Here is a 16,802-nt window from a genome sequence, read left to right as displayed (position 1 = left end):
GGTGATTTTGGCGAAACTCGGGGCGCCGATCGGCAGCGCCCGTTGTGCGATCGGCGCGCAATCGGTCAGGCGGGCGCCTTGATCGGGTTGGTCCGCACCAGCTTCTTGTTGACGAATTGCTGGATGCCCATGTCGCCCAGTTCGCGACCGTAGCCGGAGGCCTTGATGCCGCCAAAGGGCAGTTCGGCATCGGTCCAGTCGAGGTTGTTGATGAACATCATCCCGGTGTCGACCTGGCTGGCAACCCGCTGCCCTCGCGCGCTGTCGCGGGTCCAGACCGATCCGCCAAGGCCGAAATCGCAATCGTTGGCGAGCGCTATCGCCGTGGCTTCGTCCTTTACCCGGAAGAACAGCGCGACCGGACCGAAGAATTCATCGCGAAACGCAGGGTTGTCCGGCGCGATATCGGTCAGGATCGAGGGTTCCATAAACGCGCCGGGGCGGGCGATGCGCTTGCCGCCCAGCAGCAGAGTGGCGCCCTTGGCCACGGCTTCATCGACCTGCCCAAGCAACTGCACCAGCGCCGCTTCGCTCGACAGCGGGCCAAGCGTGGTCCGTTCATCCATCGGGTCACCGGCTTCCAGCGCGCCCAAGGCCGCCTTGAACCGTTCGATGAAGGCATCGGCCATGCTTTCGACCACGATGAAGCGCTTGGCCGCGCAGCACGTCTGCCCGCAATTGTACATCCGACCCCACACCGCCCACGGGATCACCAGATCGAGGTCGGCGTCCTCCAGCACGATGAAGGCATCGCTGCCACCCAGTTCCATCGACGAAACCTTCAGGTTTTTGCCCGCGCGCGCGGCAATGCTGCTGCCCGCCGCGACGCTGCCAGTCAGGCACACACCCTTGATCCGGGGATCGTCGAGCAGCTTTTCCGATTGCTCGTGCGATACGAACAGGTTGGTATAGAGCCCGTCGGGCGCGCCTGCTTCGCGCAGCACGCGCTCGAACGCCAGCGCGCATTGCGGCACGATCCCGGCGTGCTTCACAACCAGTGTGTTCCCTGCCATCAGGTGCGGCCCGGCCACTCGGGCGAGCTGATAATAGGGGAAATTCCAAGGTTCGACCGCGAAAATCACCCCGATCGGGCTGCTTTCCATATGTGCCTCGCCATGGACAGGGTGCAGTTTCACCGGAGCAAGGAAGCGCTCGGCGTTCGTTGCGTAGTAATCGAGAATCCGCGCGCTGAACGCGACTTCGGCACGCGCCTCGCCGATGCGCTTGCCCATCTCCAGCGTCATCGTGGCGGCGAGCGCATCGGTCTGGTCGCGCAACAAGGTGGCCGCCCGGGCGATGACGGTGGCGCGCTCGGCATAGCTTTTGTGGCGCCAGCTTTCGAAGCAGGCCTGCGCGCGAGCGACTTTGGTTTCGTATTCGTGCGGCGAAATGTCGGCGAAGTCCTGAATGAGCGTGCCATCGAACGGGCTGAAGGTTTGATAGGTCATGACATTTCCCGATGAGCGACCAGCCCGGAAGGCAGGCGCCGATAGCGATTTGAGCGCGAAAGGGTCGGTGTTCCGCCGTGCGCCAGGTTCGGATATGATCTGGACGCAATCACGCCCCGCCAGAACCGTCGGATACTACCCAGCCAACGCCAAGGAACGGATGCGTCGGACATGGGCTGGCGGATGCCACCATGGGTGGTTTCCGGCCCTGCGGTTGGGCTGTGCAGATAGTTAGCTTGCAGAGCCGCACTTGGCTTTCGGGAGAATGATCGATGCATGCAATGGTGCTTAATCATGCCGGATCGCCACTGGTCTGGACCGAACTGCCCGACCGCCAGCCCGGACCCGGCGAAGTGCGGGTGCAGGTCTTGGCCTGCGGAGTCTGCCGCACCGATCTGCATGTGCTGGACGGTGAATTGCCCCATCCCAAATCGCCGATCATTCCGGGGCATGAAATCGTCGGGCGGATCGACGCTGTCGGTGCAGACGTAACGGGCCTGTCGATCGGAGAGCGGGTCGGCATCCCATGGCTTGGCCACACTTGCGGCACTTGCCCTTATTGCAAGGCACAGCGCGAGAACTTGTGCGATGCCCCGTTGTTCACCGGCTATACCCGCGATGGCGGGTTCGCCACTGCCGTGATCGCTGACGCACGCTTTGCCTTTCCGCTCGGGCAGGACGGCAGCGATGTGTCGCTGGCTCCGCTGCTGTGCGCCGGGCTGATCGGCTGGCGTTCGCTCAAGCTGGCGCTCAATCTGGCCGGGGAGGGTGCCTCCGGGGCCAAGCGGTTGGGGATCTATGGCTTTGGCGCGGCAGGTCATATCGTGGCGCAAGTTGCGCGCTGGCAGGGCAGGGAGGTGTTCGCCTTCACCCGGCCGGGCGATACCGCCACACAGGACTTTGCGCGCCGTCTGGGCGCGGTCTGGGCCGGGGGATCGGACGAGATGCCGCCCGAACCGCTCGACGCGGCGATCATTTATGCGACGGTGGGCGATCTGGTGCCGATGGCGCTGAAAGCGGTGCGCAAGGGCGGGCGCGTGGTTTGCGCCGGTATCCACATGAGCGACATCCCGGCGTTTCCCTATGAGATCCTGTGGGAGGAGCGGCAGGTGCTGTCGGTCGCCAACCTGACCCGGCAGGACGGGATCGAGTTCCTAGCGCTGGCGCCGAAGATCGGTATCCAAGTGCAAACCACCAGGTATCCGCTGGTTCAGGCCAACCAGGCGCTGGCCGATTTGCGTGCTGGCCGGTTCGAAGGCGCGGCCGTGCTGGTTCCGTGAAAGGCAGGGCACACCGGGTTTTCCCGTTGCCAAGGCCCCGTTGCCAAGGCCCCATTGCCAAGCAGCGCCCTTTTCTGCACACGAAAGCCTTTGCCGGGGCAACAAGCGAATTATCGGGAGCAACTGATCCGCCATGGGTAAGCGCAGCCGTGACCAGCAAACGCCGCGGCTGGCGGATATCGCAGAGGCGACCGGGTTCTCGATCGCGACCGTATCGCGCGCGCTGGATGATCATCCGGGTCTCAGTCCCGAGACAAAGCAGATCGTCATCGCCACCGCAAAGGCGCAAGGCTATCCGTTGCGCGATCCTGCGACCAAGAACTCGCGCCAACGCAAAGCGCGCCGCTCAGGCGCGATCTGTGTGGTCATGCCGGTTGCGCTGCCGAACGGTAGCAGGCTGGCCACTGTGCAAGATCGGTCGGGCGTGACGCGAAAAACCGGTTCCAACCCGGTCGGTTGACGCTCTAAAAGCCAGCGGATGGTTGAACCCTCCGCTCCTGCCGAAGCCACGTCTGCTCATGCCGAAGCAATCGCCCGCCAGACCCGGCTGGTCGCAGCCCGACCGGCAGATGTCGATGCGCGCCTTTCGCTGGGGCTGATGCACTATCGTGCCGGGCAACTCGACCTTTCCGCGCACATCTGCGGTCAGGTGCGAGCGCTTGCGCCCGATCATCCGGGCGGCCTGTGGCTGGAAGCGCGGCTGGCTTGCGACGCTCGCCAGTGGGAACGGGCGCGGCCGTTACTCGAACGAACGCTGGCGGCAAACCTTTCGCCCGATCAGCGCGCCGAAACGCTGCTGCTGCTGGGCGATGCGCTTGACGGCACGGGTGAGTACGAGGCGGCGCTGGCTGCAGCGGTTGCGGGCAAGGCGATCCTGCGCCAGCAGTTCGCTCCGATTGCTGCGCAGCATGAGGGTGAGGCCGCGCGCTATCGGCGGCTTGGCGCTTGGTTTTCAGCGCATGATCTGCCGCCTGCTGATCCCGCCTGCGTCCCTCCGGCTCCGGCGCGGCACGTGTTCTTGCTGGGGTTTCCGCGCTCGGGCACGACATTGCTCGAACAAGTGTTGGCCGGTCACCCGCATGTGCGCACGCTGGAGGAAGCACCCACGCTGCTCGGCGCGCAGCGGGCGTTCCTGAACGATGCCGAAGGTTGCGCACGGCTTTGCGCGCTCGATGCAGCAGGGATCGCCGAATGGCGCGCGCGTTATTGGCACGATGTGCGCGCGATGGGCGGGCTTGGCGCGCACGATGATCCGCGCACCAGCCTGTTCATCGACAAGGCTCCGGCGGGCACGCAATGGCTGCCGCTGATCTCCCGGCTGTTCCCCGATGCGCGCGTGCTGTTTGCCCTGCGCGATCCGCGCAGCGTGGTGTTGAGCTGCGTGCGCAGCGCCTTTGCGATGAACGCGATGACTTATGCGTTCTGCACCATGGCCGATGCGGCGCAGTGCTATTCCGCGTCGATGGAGATGGCGACGGTGTTTCGCGCCGGGCTGGCACTGCCGGTGATGGACGTGCGGCATGAGGCGTTCGTCGCCGATCCGGTTGCGGGATTGGCCGAAGTCAGCGCATTTCTGGGGCTGGAGCCCGATCCGGCGATGCTCGATGTGGCGGCGACCATGGCGCGGCGCGTGGTCCAGACCCCCAGCGCGCCGCAACTGCGCGGTGGAATCTCGACGCGCGGGCTAGGGCACTGGCGCCGCTACGAAAAAGGGCTGCAGCCGGTGTTACCCGTGCTGCAGCCCTGGATCGACCGGCTGGGCTATGAACCGTCATAGCCCAGCCAGAAAGCGTGATCAGAAGCGGAAACGAGCGCCAAAGAACACGTTGGTGCCGTTGATATAGACCGCGCGCGGCTGCGCCTTGGTCTCGGCATAGTACTTCAGCTTGTTGTTGGTGATGTTCACCGCATCCAGGTTGAACGTCAGGTTGGGCGTGACCTTGAAGTTGATCGACGCATCCAGCGTGCCGTAGTTGTCCTGGCTCTGCGCCGAGCTGCGGTCCAGCCCGACGAAGTAGTGCGAACGATAGGTGTAGGCGACACGCGCGCTCAGCGGGCCCTTGTCGTAGTAACCGACCAGATTGTAGGTCAGCTTCGAGGTGCCCACCAGCGGGTTGCCTTCGGCATCGTGCCCGGTCACCCAAGTGCCATTGGCCTGGAAGCCAAAGCCATGACCGATCTGCTGCTGTACCTGCAGTTCCACACCCGACAGCTCGCCCGTGGTGTTGTAAGGCGAGGTGACGAGGTACGTCTTGTCGCCCTTGTAGAACTCGCTGTAATACACAGCCGATGCCGTGCCGTACGTCACGTAGGACTGCAGTTGGTCGTGGAATACGCTGATTCCGGCCAATGCACCCTTCGCATAGTACCATTCCAGCGCCCCGTCGAACACCGTTGCCTTGACCGGCTTCAGGTTGGGGTTGCCGCCGTTGCCGGTCAGCGTGGAGTCGGTCAGCGAAACCGTTCCGCCCAACGCGCTGAAGTCGGGGCGCGACATCGTCTCGGCAGCCGAGACGCGCAGTTGCACCGACTTGGCCACGTCGAAGGTCAGGTTGATGCTGGGCAGGATGCTCAGGTAGTTATGCTTGATGTGGTTGATGTAGTAGTTGCCGAAAGCCGAGGTCGTGACCTTGACCGCATCGGCGCCAACCGGGTTGGTGCCGTTGGCAAACACGTTTTCGCTGGTGTTGGCCAGACGAACGCCCACGTTGCCGCGCCAGCCTTCGCCACCGACGTGCGCCATGACAAAGCCTTCGGCGTCGGTTTCACGCACCTTCATCGAACCCGGCCAGTAGTAGTTCTGCGGCTGGACGATCGAGGAGATCGGGCCATGGACCCCGTCGGTGATGCCGTTGAGGATGGCGACGATCTTGTCGGGGTTGCCCGCGATTGGCAGCAGCAGACCGGGGATGCCCAGCGCGTTGGCGTTGAACGCGGCCGGATAGGCGACCGGGTTGGTTGCCGAGAACGGCATGGCCGGGCTGCCCCAGCATTGGCCGTTGGCGCCAAGGCTGCAACCGCGATCCCAGCCATCGACCTTGCGCTCGTGCTGTGCAAGGCGCACGCCGAAATCGACCGAGCGGAACGGACCCTGATCGATCTGCAGCTTGGCGTCGACCTTGCCCCAGATTTCGTGATCGACCGACTTGAAGGTTTCGTTCCAGGCCCAGTCATTGGCCAGACCGTCAGCGCTGGCGGGGTTGAGCGTGGTCGGCTTGACCGCCCAGCCGTTGCCCGACGGCGCGTACGAAATGCCGGGGCCGCCCATCACTTCGAACGCCGGTTCGGTCGGCGTGTCGCCGATGCCGTGGGTATAGCCGAGCTGCGTGGTGATGGTCAGCTTGTCGGTGGGCTCGAACGTGCCGTCCAGATTGACGTACCAGCTTTGCGCCGAGGCGTTGGGACGGACGATGTTGTCGACGACCAGGCCGTTGACCGGCTTGCCCGCCGCGTTGAGCGCGGGCCAGGTGGCCGAGGTCAGCGTGTTGTTGGCCACCGTGTAAGCGGTCGGCAGGTTGTTGTTGAGCTCGTTCGAGCCCCAGTACATGTAGTTGTTGTTGGCGTTGGTCGCATCGAGGTGCGAGTAGAACCCGCTCAGCTTGAAGCGGGCCTTGTCCGATGCCTTCCACTCAACGGCGCCAAAGCCGCCAGCGCGCTTCTTGGTCTGATCGAACAGGGCCGAACCGATCAGGGTCGGGGCCTGCACACCGATCAACGAAGGGTGGGCAGCACCGATCGGCATCGCTGCGGTGATCGCGGTATAGCCCAGCGTTTCCTGACCATAGCGACGCACCGAGCGCTGCTCATAGAAGCCCTGCGCGATGAAGCCGAAGGTGTCGGCATCGTTGTGCCAGCCGATCAGGCCGTTGATCTGCGGCTTGGCCTTCTTGGTGTTCGAATTGTACGCACCCTGCAGCGAACCTTCGATGGTCAGGCCCTTGAGCGCCAGCGGGCTGCGGGTCTGGATATCGATCGAGCCGGTCACGCCGCCTTCGAGCAGTCCGGCGTTCTGGGTCTTGGAGACAACCGCCGTTTCGATGATTTCCGAAGGCAGCAGGTCGAAGCTGATGCTGCGCCCGACAGTCGAGAACTGGCTGAGGATGAACCAGTCGCCGGTCGAGATCGTGTGGCCGTCGACAGTAACCGAAGCCAGGCTGGGCGAGGTGCCACGGATCGACACGCGGTCGTTTTCGTCGAAGCCACCTTCACCGCTGGCCGCCGACGAGGTGTTGATCCCCGGCAGGCGCTGCAGCGCGTCGGCGACGTTCTTGTCGGGCAGCTTGCCGATGTCGGTCGCGGAAATCGCGTCGATGTTCTGGTCGCTGACCTTCTTGATTTCGATCGCACGCTCGATCGAGGCGCGAATGCCGGTGACGACGATCGGGTCGCTCGGCTGTGCCGTTTCTTCGGCAAAGGCAGGCACGGACAGCAGCGCGATCGCGCTTGCCGAGGCAATAAGTGCAGTTTTGCGGACGCTCATCAAGATACCCCCATGTTGCAGATCTGCCGGACGGGTCGAACCGCATAAGGGTTCGCGCGTCCATTTCAGATCAATCTAATACCACATTGCGTTTTGAATCGCCGGAAATGCGACCTTTCAGGCTCGTTGGTAGCCGTTGTGTCACATATAGTGCATACCTCTGCAAGCAAAAAAACATACCAATCAGATACCATTCAGCTTGCTGTTGCTGCAATGTCGCGTTAGGGCATGGCAAGGCACGGTTTTTTGGCGGCTGGCTGGAGTGTGCGCGTTGAAGATTTCGGACATCATCGGCGATCTTGATGAGCAGGCGAACGGGCCGCTCTATCAACGGTTGCACCGTGCGCTGCGGCAGGCGATCATCGACAAGCGGCTTGCCGCTGACGATGCGCTGCCGCCCGAGCGGGACATTGCGCTTGATGTGAATGTGTCGCGAATCACCGTGCGCAAGGCCATTCAGGCGTTGGTCGATGAAGGGCTGGTGTCGCGCCGGCATGGTGCCGGAACGTTCGTCGCCGCGCGTGTCGAAAAAAGTTTCTCTAAATTGTCATCGTTTTCCGAGGATATGGCGGCACGCGGCTGGGTCGCGCGCAGTGCCTGGTTGCGTCGGTCCGAAGGCACCGTTTCGCCCGAAGAATCGCTGATGCTTGGGCTTAGTCCGGGCAGTCTGGTCTATCGGTTCCATCGCATCCGTTTTGCCGATGATCAACCCATGGCGCTCGAGACGTCCACGATTCCGGCATACTGCCTGCCTTCGAAGGAGGCGGTTGGGACGTCGCTTTATGAGGCGCTCGAGCAGACCGGACACCGTCCGGTGCGGGCCTTGCAGCGCTTGCGCGCGGTGCTGTTCAACGAAAACCAGTGCGAGCTGCTGGGGGTTGGCGCGGGAGCGGCGGGCCTGCTGATCGAACGACGCGGCTTTCTGCCGGACGGGCGCTCGGTCGAGCTGACTCAGTCTTGGTACCGCGGCGATATGTATGATTTTGTGGCTGAATTGAACGCAGGTGGGGCATGATTACCATGGTTGCAGAAACAGCGATGGCGCGCGAGGCGGCCGAAGCGCCAGCCCGCGTGGCCGCGCAATGGCGCAATGGCGCCGACGCGATCCACGCACTGGCCGCACAGTTGCGCGCCAATCCGCCGCGCGCGGTGGTGACGATCGCGCGCGGCAGTTCGGATAACGCCGCGACATACGCGCGTTATCTGATCGAGACGCGGCTGGAAGTGCTGACCGCTTCACTCGCGCCATCGACGGCTTCGGTGTTTACCGCGCGTCCCGAAATGGCGGGCGTGCTGGCGCTGGCAATTTCCCAGTCGGGCCGCAGCCCCGATCTGATCGCCGCTGCGCAAGCCGCGCGCGATGGTGGGGCCTTGCTGGTGGTCATGGTCAACGATCCGACCTCGCCCCTTGCCGACATTGCCAACGTGGTGATCCCGCTTGATGCCGGACCCGAACTGTCGGTGGCGGCAACCAAATCGTTCATCACGTCGATGACCGCCATTGCCACGCTGGTTGCGGCATGGGCTGAGGATGATGCGATGCTCGACGCGATCGCGGCGCTGCCCGATCAGTTGACGCGCGCATGGGGCAGCCGGTGGGACCGCTTCGTCAATGCGCTGGCCGATGAGGTCGGTTTGTACGTGCTCGGGCGCGGACCCGGCTTTGCCACTGCGCAGGAAGCCGCACTCAAACTGAAGGAAACCTGCGGCCTGCACGCCGAGGCGTTCAGCGCTGCCGAAGTGCGTCACGGGCCGATGGCGTTGATTCACTCAGGATTTCCGGTGATCGCGTTCGTGCCCGATGATGCCGGGCGCGAAGGCGTCGATGCGGCGATCGCAGCGGCGCGGGCGCAAGGCGCAACGATGCTGGAAGTGGGCAGCGACGACCCGCGCGGCCCGGTCATTCCCAGGACTCATCCGGCACTGACACCGATCGTCCAGATTCAGGGGTTCTATCGCATGGTCGATGCACTGGCCGCGCGACGTGGCCATGATCCCGACAACCCACCCCACCTCGCCAAGGTCACCTCGACGCGATGACCCGTACCACGACGGCGCGCGCCCTGGTCAATGCCCGGGTGATGATGCGCGATGGCCTGCAGGACGGCTTGGCTGTGGTGATCGAACAGGGGCGGATAACGGCGCTTGTCCCTGCGGCAGATGTTCCCACCACGCTTCCGCAGATCGATTGCGGCGCGCAAGTGTTGCTGCCCGGCTTCATCGATGTGCAGGTCAACGGCGGTGGCGGCGTACTGTTCAATGACGCACCCGATGTGGCGACCATTGCCGCGATCGGCGCCGCTCACCGTCGGTTCGGTACGACAGGTTTCCTGCCGACGCTGATCAGCGACGATCTGCCCACGATCGCGCGGGCGCTTGAAGCCACGCGCGCGGCGATTGCCGCAGGCGTGCCGGGGGTACTCGGAATCCACGTCGAAGGGCCGTTCATCAGCATGGAGCGGCGCGGCGTCCATGATCCCGCGCGCATACGCAAGATCGATGAAGCCGCGCTGGCGCTGCTGACGTCGCCGGGTGCTGGCAAAGTGCTGCTGACGCTGGCGCCCGAAATGGTCGATGACGCGGTCATCCGCAGGTTGCGCGCAGCGGGCGTGATCATCGCGGCGGGTCACAGCAATGCCACCTGCGCAAGGATGCAGACGGCATTTGCTGCGGGCGTCAGTGGCATAACGCACTTGTTCAACGCCATGTCACCGCTGGAAAGCCGAGAGCCCGGCGTGGTCGGCGCGGCATTGGCGGGCGATCCGTGGTGCGGTATTATCGTCGATGGGCGGCATGTCGATCCGGTGACCTTGCGAATCGCGCTGGCCGCGCGGCGCAATGCGCGATTCATGCTGGTGACCGATGCCATGCCTTGCGTCGGGCGGTCCGAGCCGACGTTCGAGCTGCAGGGCAAGACCATCGAGGTGCGCGATGGTGCGTGCTATGACCATTGCGGCCGGCTGGCGGGATCGAACCTCGACATGGCAGCAGCGGTGCGCAACACGGTGGAGATGCTCGGGCTCGATCTGGCCACGGCTTCGGCCATGGCGAGCGCGGAACCGGCAGATTTCCTTGGGCTTGGCCACGATCTGGGGCATATTGCACAAGGCGCGCGGGCCGATCTGGTGCTGCTCGATCCGTCGTTCGCGGTGGTCGAAAGCTGGATCGATGGCGTGCCTGCCGGGACGTTCGAAGATGCCCGCTAAGCGCTGGCCGGCGCTGGCCGCGGTGGCGCTGATTGCGGCGCCGGTGCGGGCCGAAGTGCCGGTGATCCCGCTGCCGCAAACTGCCGAAGCCGATGCCGGTGTGCCGGGCGGCATTGCGCTGGGTTCGGGCACGCCGATCATGGTTCAGGCCGACGATACCGATGCGGCAGGCGTCGCGGATTGGCTGGGCGATATTGCGCACCAGCGTCTTGGCCTGCATTTCCCGCGCAAGGTGCAGCAGGTTCAGGGACTTGCGATCCGGTTCGTGCATAAGCCGGTCGACAGCACGGACGCCAAGCCGCTCGGTGGGGAGGGCTATCGGCTCGACATCGATGCACGCGGCGCAACGATTACGGCACCTGCCCGCGCGGGGCTGTTCTATGGCGCGGTCACGCTGGCGCAATTGCTTGCGGCAACGCCCGGACAGCCGCTTGCGGCGGTGCACATCACCGATGCCCCGCACTATGCCTGGCGCGGGCTGATGCTCGACAGCGCGCGGCACATGCAGTCGGTGCCCGCGATCGAGCGGCTGATCGACCTGATGGCGCTGCACAAGTTCAACCGGCTGCAATGGCATCTGACCGACGATCAGGGCTGGCGCCTGCAGATCCCCGCCTTTCCGCGCCTGACTTCGGTCGGGGCATGGCGGGTCGGGCCCGATGGCAAGCGCTACGGCGGGTTCTATACGCAGGCGCAAGTGCGCCATGTCGTCGCCTATGCTGCCGCGCGCGGCATCACCATCGTTCCCGAGATCGAGATGCCGGGGCATGCGCTGGCAGCTCTGCGCGCCTATCCGGAATGGGGCTTCGCCGGGGTGCCTGCTTCGGCGCAGGCCGACTGGGGGGTGTTCCCGTCTATCTTCGGCGTCGAGCCGGTCACACTCAAGGCACTGCAAACCGTGCTCGATGAGGTGATGGCACTGTTTCCCGGCCGCGAGATCGCGACTGGCGGAGACGAGGCGCTGCATGACCAATGGCGCGCCTCGCCCGCCGTGCAGGCGCGTATCAAGGCGCTGGGCCTGCGTGATGAAACTGCGCTGCAAGGCTGGTTCGCGGGTCAGATGGCGCGCTATCTGGCTGCCCACGGCCGGCAGGCGATCGGCTGGGACGACCTGCTCGCCGCTGGCGGCATACCCGAGGGTGCGGTAGTGCTGTCCTGGCATAGTCCGCAGGGCGCCACCACCGCGCTCAAGGCGGGCCATGATGTCGTGCTGGCGACCGATCCCGTGTTCTATTTCGATCACCGGCAGGCACCCGGCCGCGATGAGCCACCCGGCCGGGGCACCGTCATCACGCCTGCCGACATCTACGCCGTCGATCCGGGCAGCGTCGATGCTGCGACCAGCGGTCATCTGCTGGGCGTGCAGGGCCAGATCTGGACCGAATATGTGCGCAGCGACGCGCAGATGCTGGCGATGGCATGGCCACGCGCAGCCGCTTTGGCGGAACTCGGCTGGACCACGCCTGCGCGGCGCGACTGGACCGGGTTTTCCGCCCGTCTGCCCGCCGAGGCGCAACTGCTGGCGCGCTGGCAAGTGCAGCCGACCCCCGGCGCGTTCGGGGTCACGACTGCCGCCGTGGCGGGCGAGGTGCCAAGTCAGGCGATGCAGACCTGCTCCAACCGGATCGCGCTCAATCTGCCGACGGCGGGTGAGCACCCCGCGCTTGTCGATATCATGGACCGCTGCTGGGTGACCCCGCCGGTCGCTCTCGACGCGCCGACAATAACGGTGCGGATCGCGACGCTTCCCTTCAATTATCAACTGGCTGCCGATGCAAAGACAATCACGCTGCGCCCGCCTGTGGGCAACGGGGATGAACTGGTAGTGCGACAGGACACTTGCGATGGGCCTGAACTGGCGCGCGTTCCGCTGGACGCCGTGCCGCACGATGCCGTTCCAACCGCTGTGTCGGTGCCGCTCGGCGCTGCGACAGGCACGCACAAGCTTTGCCTGTTTGCGGCATCGCGTTCGCCCGCGCCGCTTTGGGCGATCGAAACGGTGACCCTGCCATGACTGCTCCGATTACGTTGGTTGCGCCCTTTGCCGGTTGGCTGGGGCTGCTGGACGAAGTGCCCGATCCGGTGTTCGCCGAGGCAATGATGGGACCGGGACTGGCGCTCGATCCGCTCGATGGAGTGCTGCGCGCGCCCGCCGACGGCCATGTCGTCAGTCTGGCATCGACCGGCCATTCGATTACGATCGAACTGGCGAACGGTGCGCAGATCCTGATGCATATCGGCATCGAAACGGTGGCGCTGCGTGGCGCGGGCTTTGCCCCTGCCGTGGCGGTGGGTGACACCGTGGTGGCCGGCCAGCCGCTGATCGCGTTCGATCTGGATCGAGTCGCAGCCGGTGCGCGCAGCCTGATCACGCCGATCGTGGTGGCAAGTCCGGGCTTTGCGCTGGTCGATCCTGCGCCAGCGGGCCCGGTCGTAGCCGGTGATCGGCTGTTTGCCGTGGTCGGCGAGAGCGTGGCGCAAGTCGTCGATAGGGGCGGCACGGCGCAGGAACGCGTGGTCATCGTCGGCCCCGGACATGGCATCCACGCCCGCCCGGCCGCCCGGATCGCGGCGGCTCTGGCCGGACTTGCGGTCGAACTGACGATCCGTGGCGACATCCGGCAAGCCAATGCGCGCAGTCCGGTAGCTTTGCTGACGCTTGACGCGCGGGCGGGCGATACGCTGGTGCTGCGCGCCCAAGGGCCCGATGCTTCGCGCGCGCTGGATGCCGTTTCGGCGCTGATCGCTGCGGCCGATCCTGACGCGCACGAACTTGAGCAAGCGCCTGCGTCCGCTTCGTCTTCCGGCCCGGTCTGTGCCAGTCCGGGGCTGGCGGTTGGCCCGATTGCACGACTGCGCATTGCCCACGGCGACGTGCCGCACGACGGCGAAGGCTTCGCTGTCGAGGCGGGCAAGCTGGCCGCCGCGCGCAAGGCGGCTGCCGAGCGGCTGGGTGATGGCGGCATCGCTGTGGCCCATCGCGCGCTGATCGGCGATCCCGAGATGGGCGCGCTGGCCGAGCGTCACCTGGCCGAAGGTCGTAGCGCGGGCTGGGCCTGGCGCGCCGCGACGCAGGAACAGGCCGATGGTTTGCGCGCGACGGGCAATCCGCGCCTGATCGAACGCATCGCCGACCTGACCGACGTGGCTGGACAAGTGCTCGGCGAACTGGGCCATGGCGGCACTTTGGGCGCTGTGCCCGATGGCGCGATCGTGGTGGCAGAGGACTTGCTGCCAAGCCAGTTCGTCACCCTGCAACGGGCCGGACGGATCGGCGGGATCTGCCTTTCCGCTGGCGGGCCAACCTCGCACGTCGCGATTCTGGCGGCGGCGGCGGGCATTCCGATGCTGGTGGTGGCAGGGTCCGGCGTACTGGGCGCTGCCGACGGCGCGGTCGCAGTACTCGATGCCGGGGCAGCGCAGATCGACTTTTCACCCACTGCCGACCTGATCGCAACGGTCCAGGCCCGACTGGCAGAGCAGGGCGCCCGACGCGCCGTGCAACATCGTGCTGCCATGGCCGACGCCCATACTGCTTGCGGCGCACAGATCGAGGTCTTTGCCAACTGCGGTTCGGCCGTCGATGCCCGGAATGCGGTGGCGGCGGGCGCCGAAGGCTGCGGATTGCTGCGCAGCGAGTTCCTGTTCCTTGACCGTACCGACGCGCCCGGCCTCGACGAACAGCGCGCCACTTATCAGGCGATTGCCGATGCGATGCAGGGCCGTCCGCTGATCGTGCGCACGCTTGATGTCGGTGCGGACAAGCCGCTGGCCTATGTGCCGATGCCGACCGAGGAGAACCCCGCGCTGGGCCAGCGTGGCATTCGTCTGTCGCTGGCAAGGCCCGAATTGATGGCAACCCAACTGGCGGCGCTGGTGGCGGTGCAGCCAGTCGGGCAAGTGCGGATCATGGCGCCAATGGTGGTCGATCGCGCCGAACTGCGCCAATTGCGCGCACAGGTTAGCGCAGCGGCGCGCGACGCCGGGATCGAGACCGCGATTGCGGTAGGCGTGATGGTCGAAACCCCGGCGGCGGCGTTGCTGGCGGACCAGTTGGCGGCCGAGGCCGACTTCCTTTCGATCGGCACGAATGACCTTACGCAATATGCGCTGGCCGCCGATCGCGGCAATCCGGCGACGGCGGCGATGATCGACGCGCTGCATCCCGCGGTGCTGCGCCTGATCGCGCAATGCGGCATTGGCGCGGCAGCGCATGGTTGCCCGGTCGGGATCTGCGGTTCGGCAGCGGGCGATCCGCTGGCGGTGCCGTTGCTGATCGGGCTGGGCGTCAGCGAACTGTCAGTCACCGCAAACCGGGTTGCAGCCACCAAGGCGCTGTTGCGCACGATCACGCTGGCCGAGGCGCGCGACATCGCGCAGGCCGCGCTTGCTGCCGACAGTGCTGCCGACGTGCGCGCGCTCGTCCGTGCGCGGCTCGGCGACCGCCTGCAAGAAGGGTAAGGACATGCAGGGTAAAGAACTTGGCCGTCAGGTCATGGCTGCGCTGCAGCCGCTGGGGCGCGCGCTGATGCTGCCGATCGCGGTCCTGCCGGTGGCCGGTCTGCTGTTGCGGCTGGGCCAGCCCGACATGCTGGGTCTGGCGTTCATTGCGGGCGCCGGAAATGCGATCTTCACGAACCTCGGACTGTTGTTCGCCATCGGCGTCGCGGTCGGTCTGGCGCGCGAGAACCATGGCGCGGCGGGCCTGTCGGGCGCTGTGGCGTTCCTTGTCACCATCGAGGGGGCGAAGGCGCTGTTGACGCCGCCGGGTGATCTGGTCGGGCTGGCTGTGGCGCACGATGCGGTGATCGCCGCCTGGCGGACGCACGAAGTGGCCAAGCTGACCGTGCCTGCGGGGATTCTGTCGGGGCTGGCGGGCGGTCTGCTTTACAACCGCTTCCATGCGATCCGCCTGCCCGAATACCTTGCGTTCTTTGGCGGGCGTCGGTTCGTGCCAATCGCCGCAGGTGGTTTCGGTGTGGCGCTGGCTGCCGTGCTGGGCTGGGGTTATCCGGCGCTGGCCGGTGCCATCGATGGCTTGAGCCACTGGGTCGTGGGTGCGGGATGGTTCGGGCTGTTCCTTTACGGCACGCTCAACCGTCTGCTGCTGGTGACCGGGCTGCACCATATCCTGAACAACGTGGTGTGGTTCATCATCGGCGATTTTCATGGCGCGAACGGCGATCTGAACCGGTTCTTTGCCGGAGATCCTACGGCTGGCGTATTCATGAGCGGGTTTTTCCCGGTAATGATGTTCGGCCTGCCCGCTGCCTGTCTTGCGATGTACCGCACGGCGTTGCCCGAACGGCGCGAAGAAGTGGCGGGGCTGTTTGCCTCGCTCGCCGCCACCTCATTTCTGACCGGGGTGACCGAGCCGATCGAATTCACCTTCATGTTCGTGGCGCCCCTGTTGTTCGTGGTCCACGCCGTGTTGACCGGCCTTTCGATGGTGGTGATGGATGTGCTGGGCGCGCGGCTTGGCTTCGGGTTTTCGGCGGGCCTGTTCGATTACCTGATCAATTTCGGCATCGCTACACGGGCCTGGCTGCTGATTCCGGTGGGGCTCGTCTATTTCGCGCTCTATTACACGGTGTTCCGGTTCTGCATCCTGCGCTTTGATCTGGCGACCCCGGGACGGCGGATCGAGGCAGCAGCGAACCCGGCCGAAACCGGACCATCGCAGGGCCGGACCGGGGACTTCGTTGCAGCGCTTGGTGGCGTCGGCAATCTGGTCAAGGTCGATGCCTGCACCACGCGGTTGCGGCTGGTGATGGTCGACCCTGCAGCAATCGACGAAGCTGCCTTGCGCCGGTTGGGTGCGCGCGGCGTGGTCCGGCCCGGTGGCACCGCGCTGCAGGTGGTGATCGGCCCTACCGCCGATGCGCTGGCCTCGGACATCCGGCAGTACCGCAGTGACAGCACGCCGGTGGTCGCGGTTCCGGTGGTGGCCGCTGCGGCGCCTGTCGCGGTCGCCGATGCGGCGGCAGTTCCCCTGGCCGACGCTATCCTCGATGCCTGCGGAGGGTCCGCCAATCTTGACCGTGCGGTGGCGTGTGGTTCGCGGCTGGTGCTTCACCTTCGCGACCACGCGTTGCAGCAGCCCGGCAGGCTCGCCGAGCTGGCCCCGCGCGGCATCGTTTCAGGCGAACAAGGCATTCACCTTTTGCTGGGTGGCTTGGCCGGTGTGGTGGCCGAGACGATCGGCAGCCGCGTTTCTTAAGCGAAGTTGGAGTCCGCTCGATCATGAGTGCACATGTTATTCATTTTGGCGGCGGCGCCGTTTCGAGTGATCCTCGTTCGCGGGACAAGACGATTACGGGTGGCAAGGGGGCCAATCTGGCCGAGATGGCGGGGATTGGTCTGCCGGTTCCGCCGGGGTTCACGATCA

General features: G+C 65.5%; 11 protein-coding genes and 1 pseudogene. 10 read left to right on the top strand and 2 right to left on the bottom strand.

The annotated features are described in order from the left end of the window. Positions 1–65: 65 nt before the first annotated feature. Entirely contained in the window at positions 66–1,448 is a 1,383-nt protein-coding gene (locus tag LDN95_RS06985) for an NAD-dependent succinate-semialdehyde dehydrogenase (RefSeq protein ID WP_226016939.1), read from the bottom strand. A 272-nt stretch (positions 1,449–1,720) separates the two neighbouring features. On the opposite strand from LDN95_RS06985, the gene LDN95_RS06980 reads away from it, so the two are divergent. The 3 genes from LDN95_RS06980 to LDN95_RS06970 all read left to right on the top strand — a co-directional run bounded on the left by LDN95_RS06980 (position 1,721) and on the right by LDN95_RS06970 (position 4,505). Beyond that, the gene (locus tag LDN95_RS06980; RefSeq protein ID WP_226016938.1) at positions 1,721–2,728 is read left to right on the top strand and encodes a zinc-dependent alcohol dehydrogenase family protein; all 1,008 of its coding nucleotides are present in this window, start codon (positions 1,721–1,723) and stop codon (positions 2,726–2,728) included. Between the two features lie 133 nt (positions 2,729–2,861). Beyond that, positions 2,862–3,188 carry a LacI family DNA-binding transcriptional regulator gene (locus tag LDN95_RS06975; protein WP_226016937.1) on the top strand — a complete coding sequence of 109 codons (327 nt, stop codon included), beginning with the start codon at positions 2,862–2,864 and terminating at the stop codon, positions 3,186–3,188. 18 nt (positions 3,189–3,206) lie between these two features. Beyond that, a complete protein-coding gene (locus tag LDN95_RS06970) occupies positions 3,207–4,505 on the top strand; it encodes a sulfotransferase (protein ID WP_226016936.1) in 1,299 nt (432 codons plus the stop codon). 18 nt (positions 4,506–4,523) lie between these two features. Here the strand turns inward: LDN95_RS06970 and LDN95_RS06965 are convergent, their stop codons facing one another. After that, a complete protein-coding gene (locus LDN95_RS06965) occupies positions 4,524–7,208 on the bottom strand; it encodes a TonB-dependent receptor (protein WP_226016935.1) in 2,685 nt (894 codons plus the stop codon). A gap of 271 nt (positions 7,209–7,479) precedes the next feature. On the opposite strand from LDN95_RS06965, the gene LDN95_RS06960 reads away from it, so the two are divergent. The 7 genes and pseudogenes from LDN95_RS06960 to LDN95_RS06930 form a co-directional block, all read left to right on the top strand. Next, positions 7,480–8,223, top strand: a complete 744-nt coding sequence (locus LDN95_RS06960) for a GntR family transcriptional regulator (RefSeq protein WP_226016934.1) — start codon at positions 7,480–7,482, stop codon at positions 8,221–8,223. Positions 8,224–8,228: 5 nt separating this feature from the next. Next, positions 8,229–9,248, top strand: coding sequence for an SIS domain-containing protein (locus tag LDN95_RS06955; RefSeq protein WP_226016933.1), 1,020 nt, complete (start codon positions 8,229–8,231; stop codon positions 9,246–9,248). Beyond that, positions 9,245–10,414, top strand: coding sequence for an N-acetylglucosamine-6-phosphate deacetylase (gene nagA / locus LDN95_RS06950; protein WP_226016932.1), 1,170 nt, complete (start codon positions 9,245–9,247; stop codon positions 10,412–10,414). Before LDN95_RS06955 ends, nagA begins: the two co-directional genes overlap by 4 nt. Then, on the top strand, positions 10,404–12,428 hold the full coding sequence (locus tag LDN95_RS06945) for a beta-N-acetylhexosaminidase (RefSeq protein ID WP_226016931.1): 2,025 nt from the start codon (positions 10,404–10,406) through the stop codon (positions 12,426–12,428). The genes nagA and LDN95_RS06945 overlap by 11 nt, the downstream gene beginning before the upstream one ends. Then, complete coding sequence (gene ptsP, locus LDN95_RS06940; RefSeq protein WP_226016930.1) at positions 12,425–14,875, top strand: phosphoenolpyruvate--protein phosphotransferase; 2,451 nt, start codon at positions 12,425–12,427, stop codon at positions 14,873–14,875. The genes LDN95_RS06945 and ptsP overlap by 4 nt, the downstream gene beginning before the upstream one ends. 4 nt (positions 14,876–14,879) lie before the next feature. Continuing rightward, a complete protein-coding gene (nagE, locus tag LDN95_RS06935) occupies positions 14,880–16,634 on the top strand; it encodes an N-acetylglucosamine-specific PTS transporter subunit IIBC (protein ID WP_226016929.1) in 1,755 nt (584 codons plus the stop codon). 23 nt (positions 16,635–16,657) lie between these two features. Further along, positions 16,658–16,802 (top strand): annotated as a pseudogene (locus tag LDN95_RS06930) (PEP/pyruvate-binding domain-containing protein); the annotation flags it as partial.

It is taken from the genome of Novosphingobium sp. FKTRR1 (assembly GCF_020404405.1).
In the GTDB taxonomy this organism is placed as follows: domain Bacteria; phylum Pseudomonadota; class Alphaproteobacteria; order Sphingomonadales; family Sphingomonadaceae; genus Novosphingobium.
Note: the sequence above shows the minus strand (reverse complement) of the source record. Positions and strands in the feature narration are given on the sequence as shown.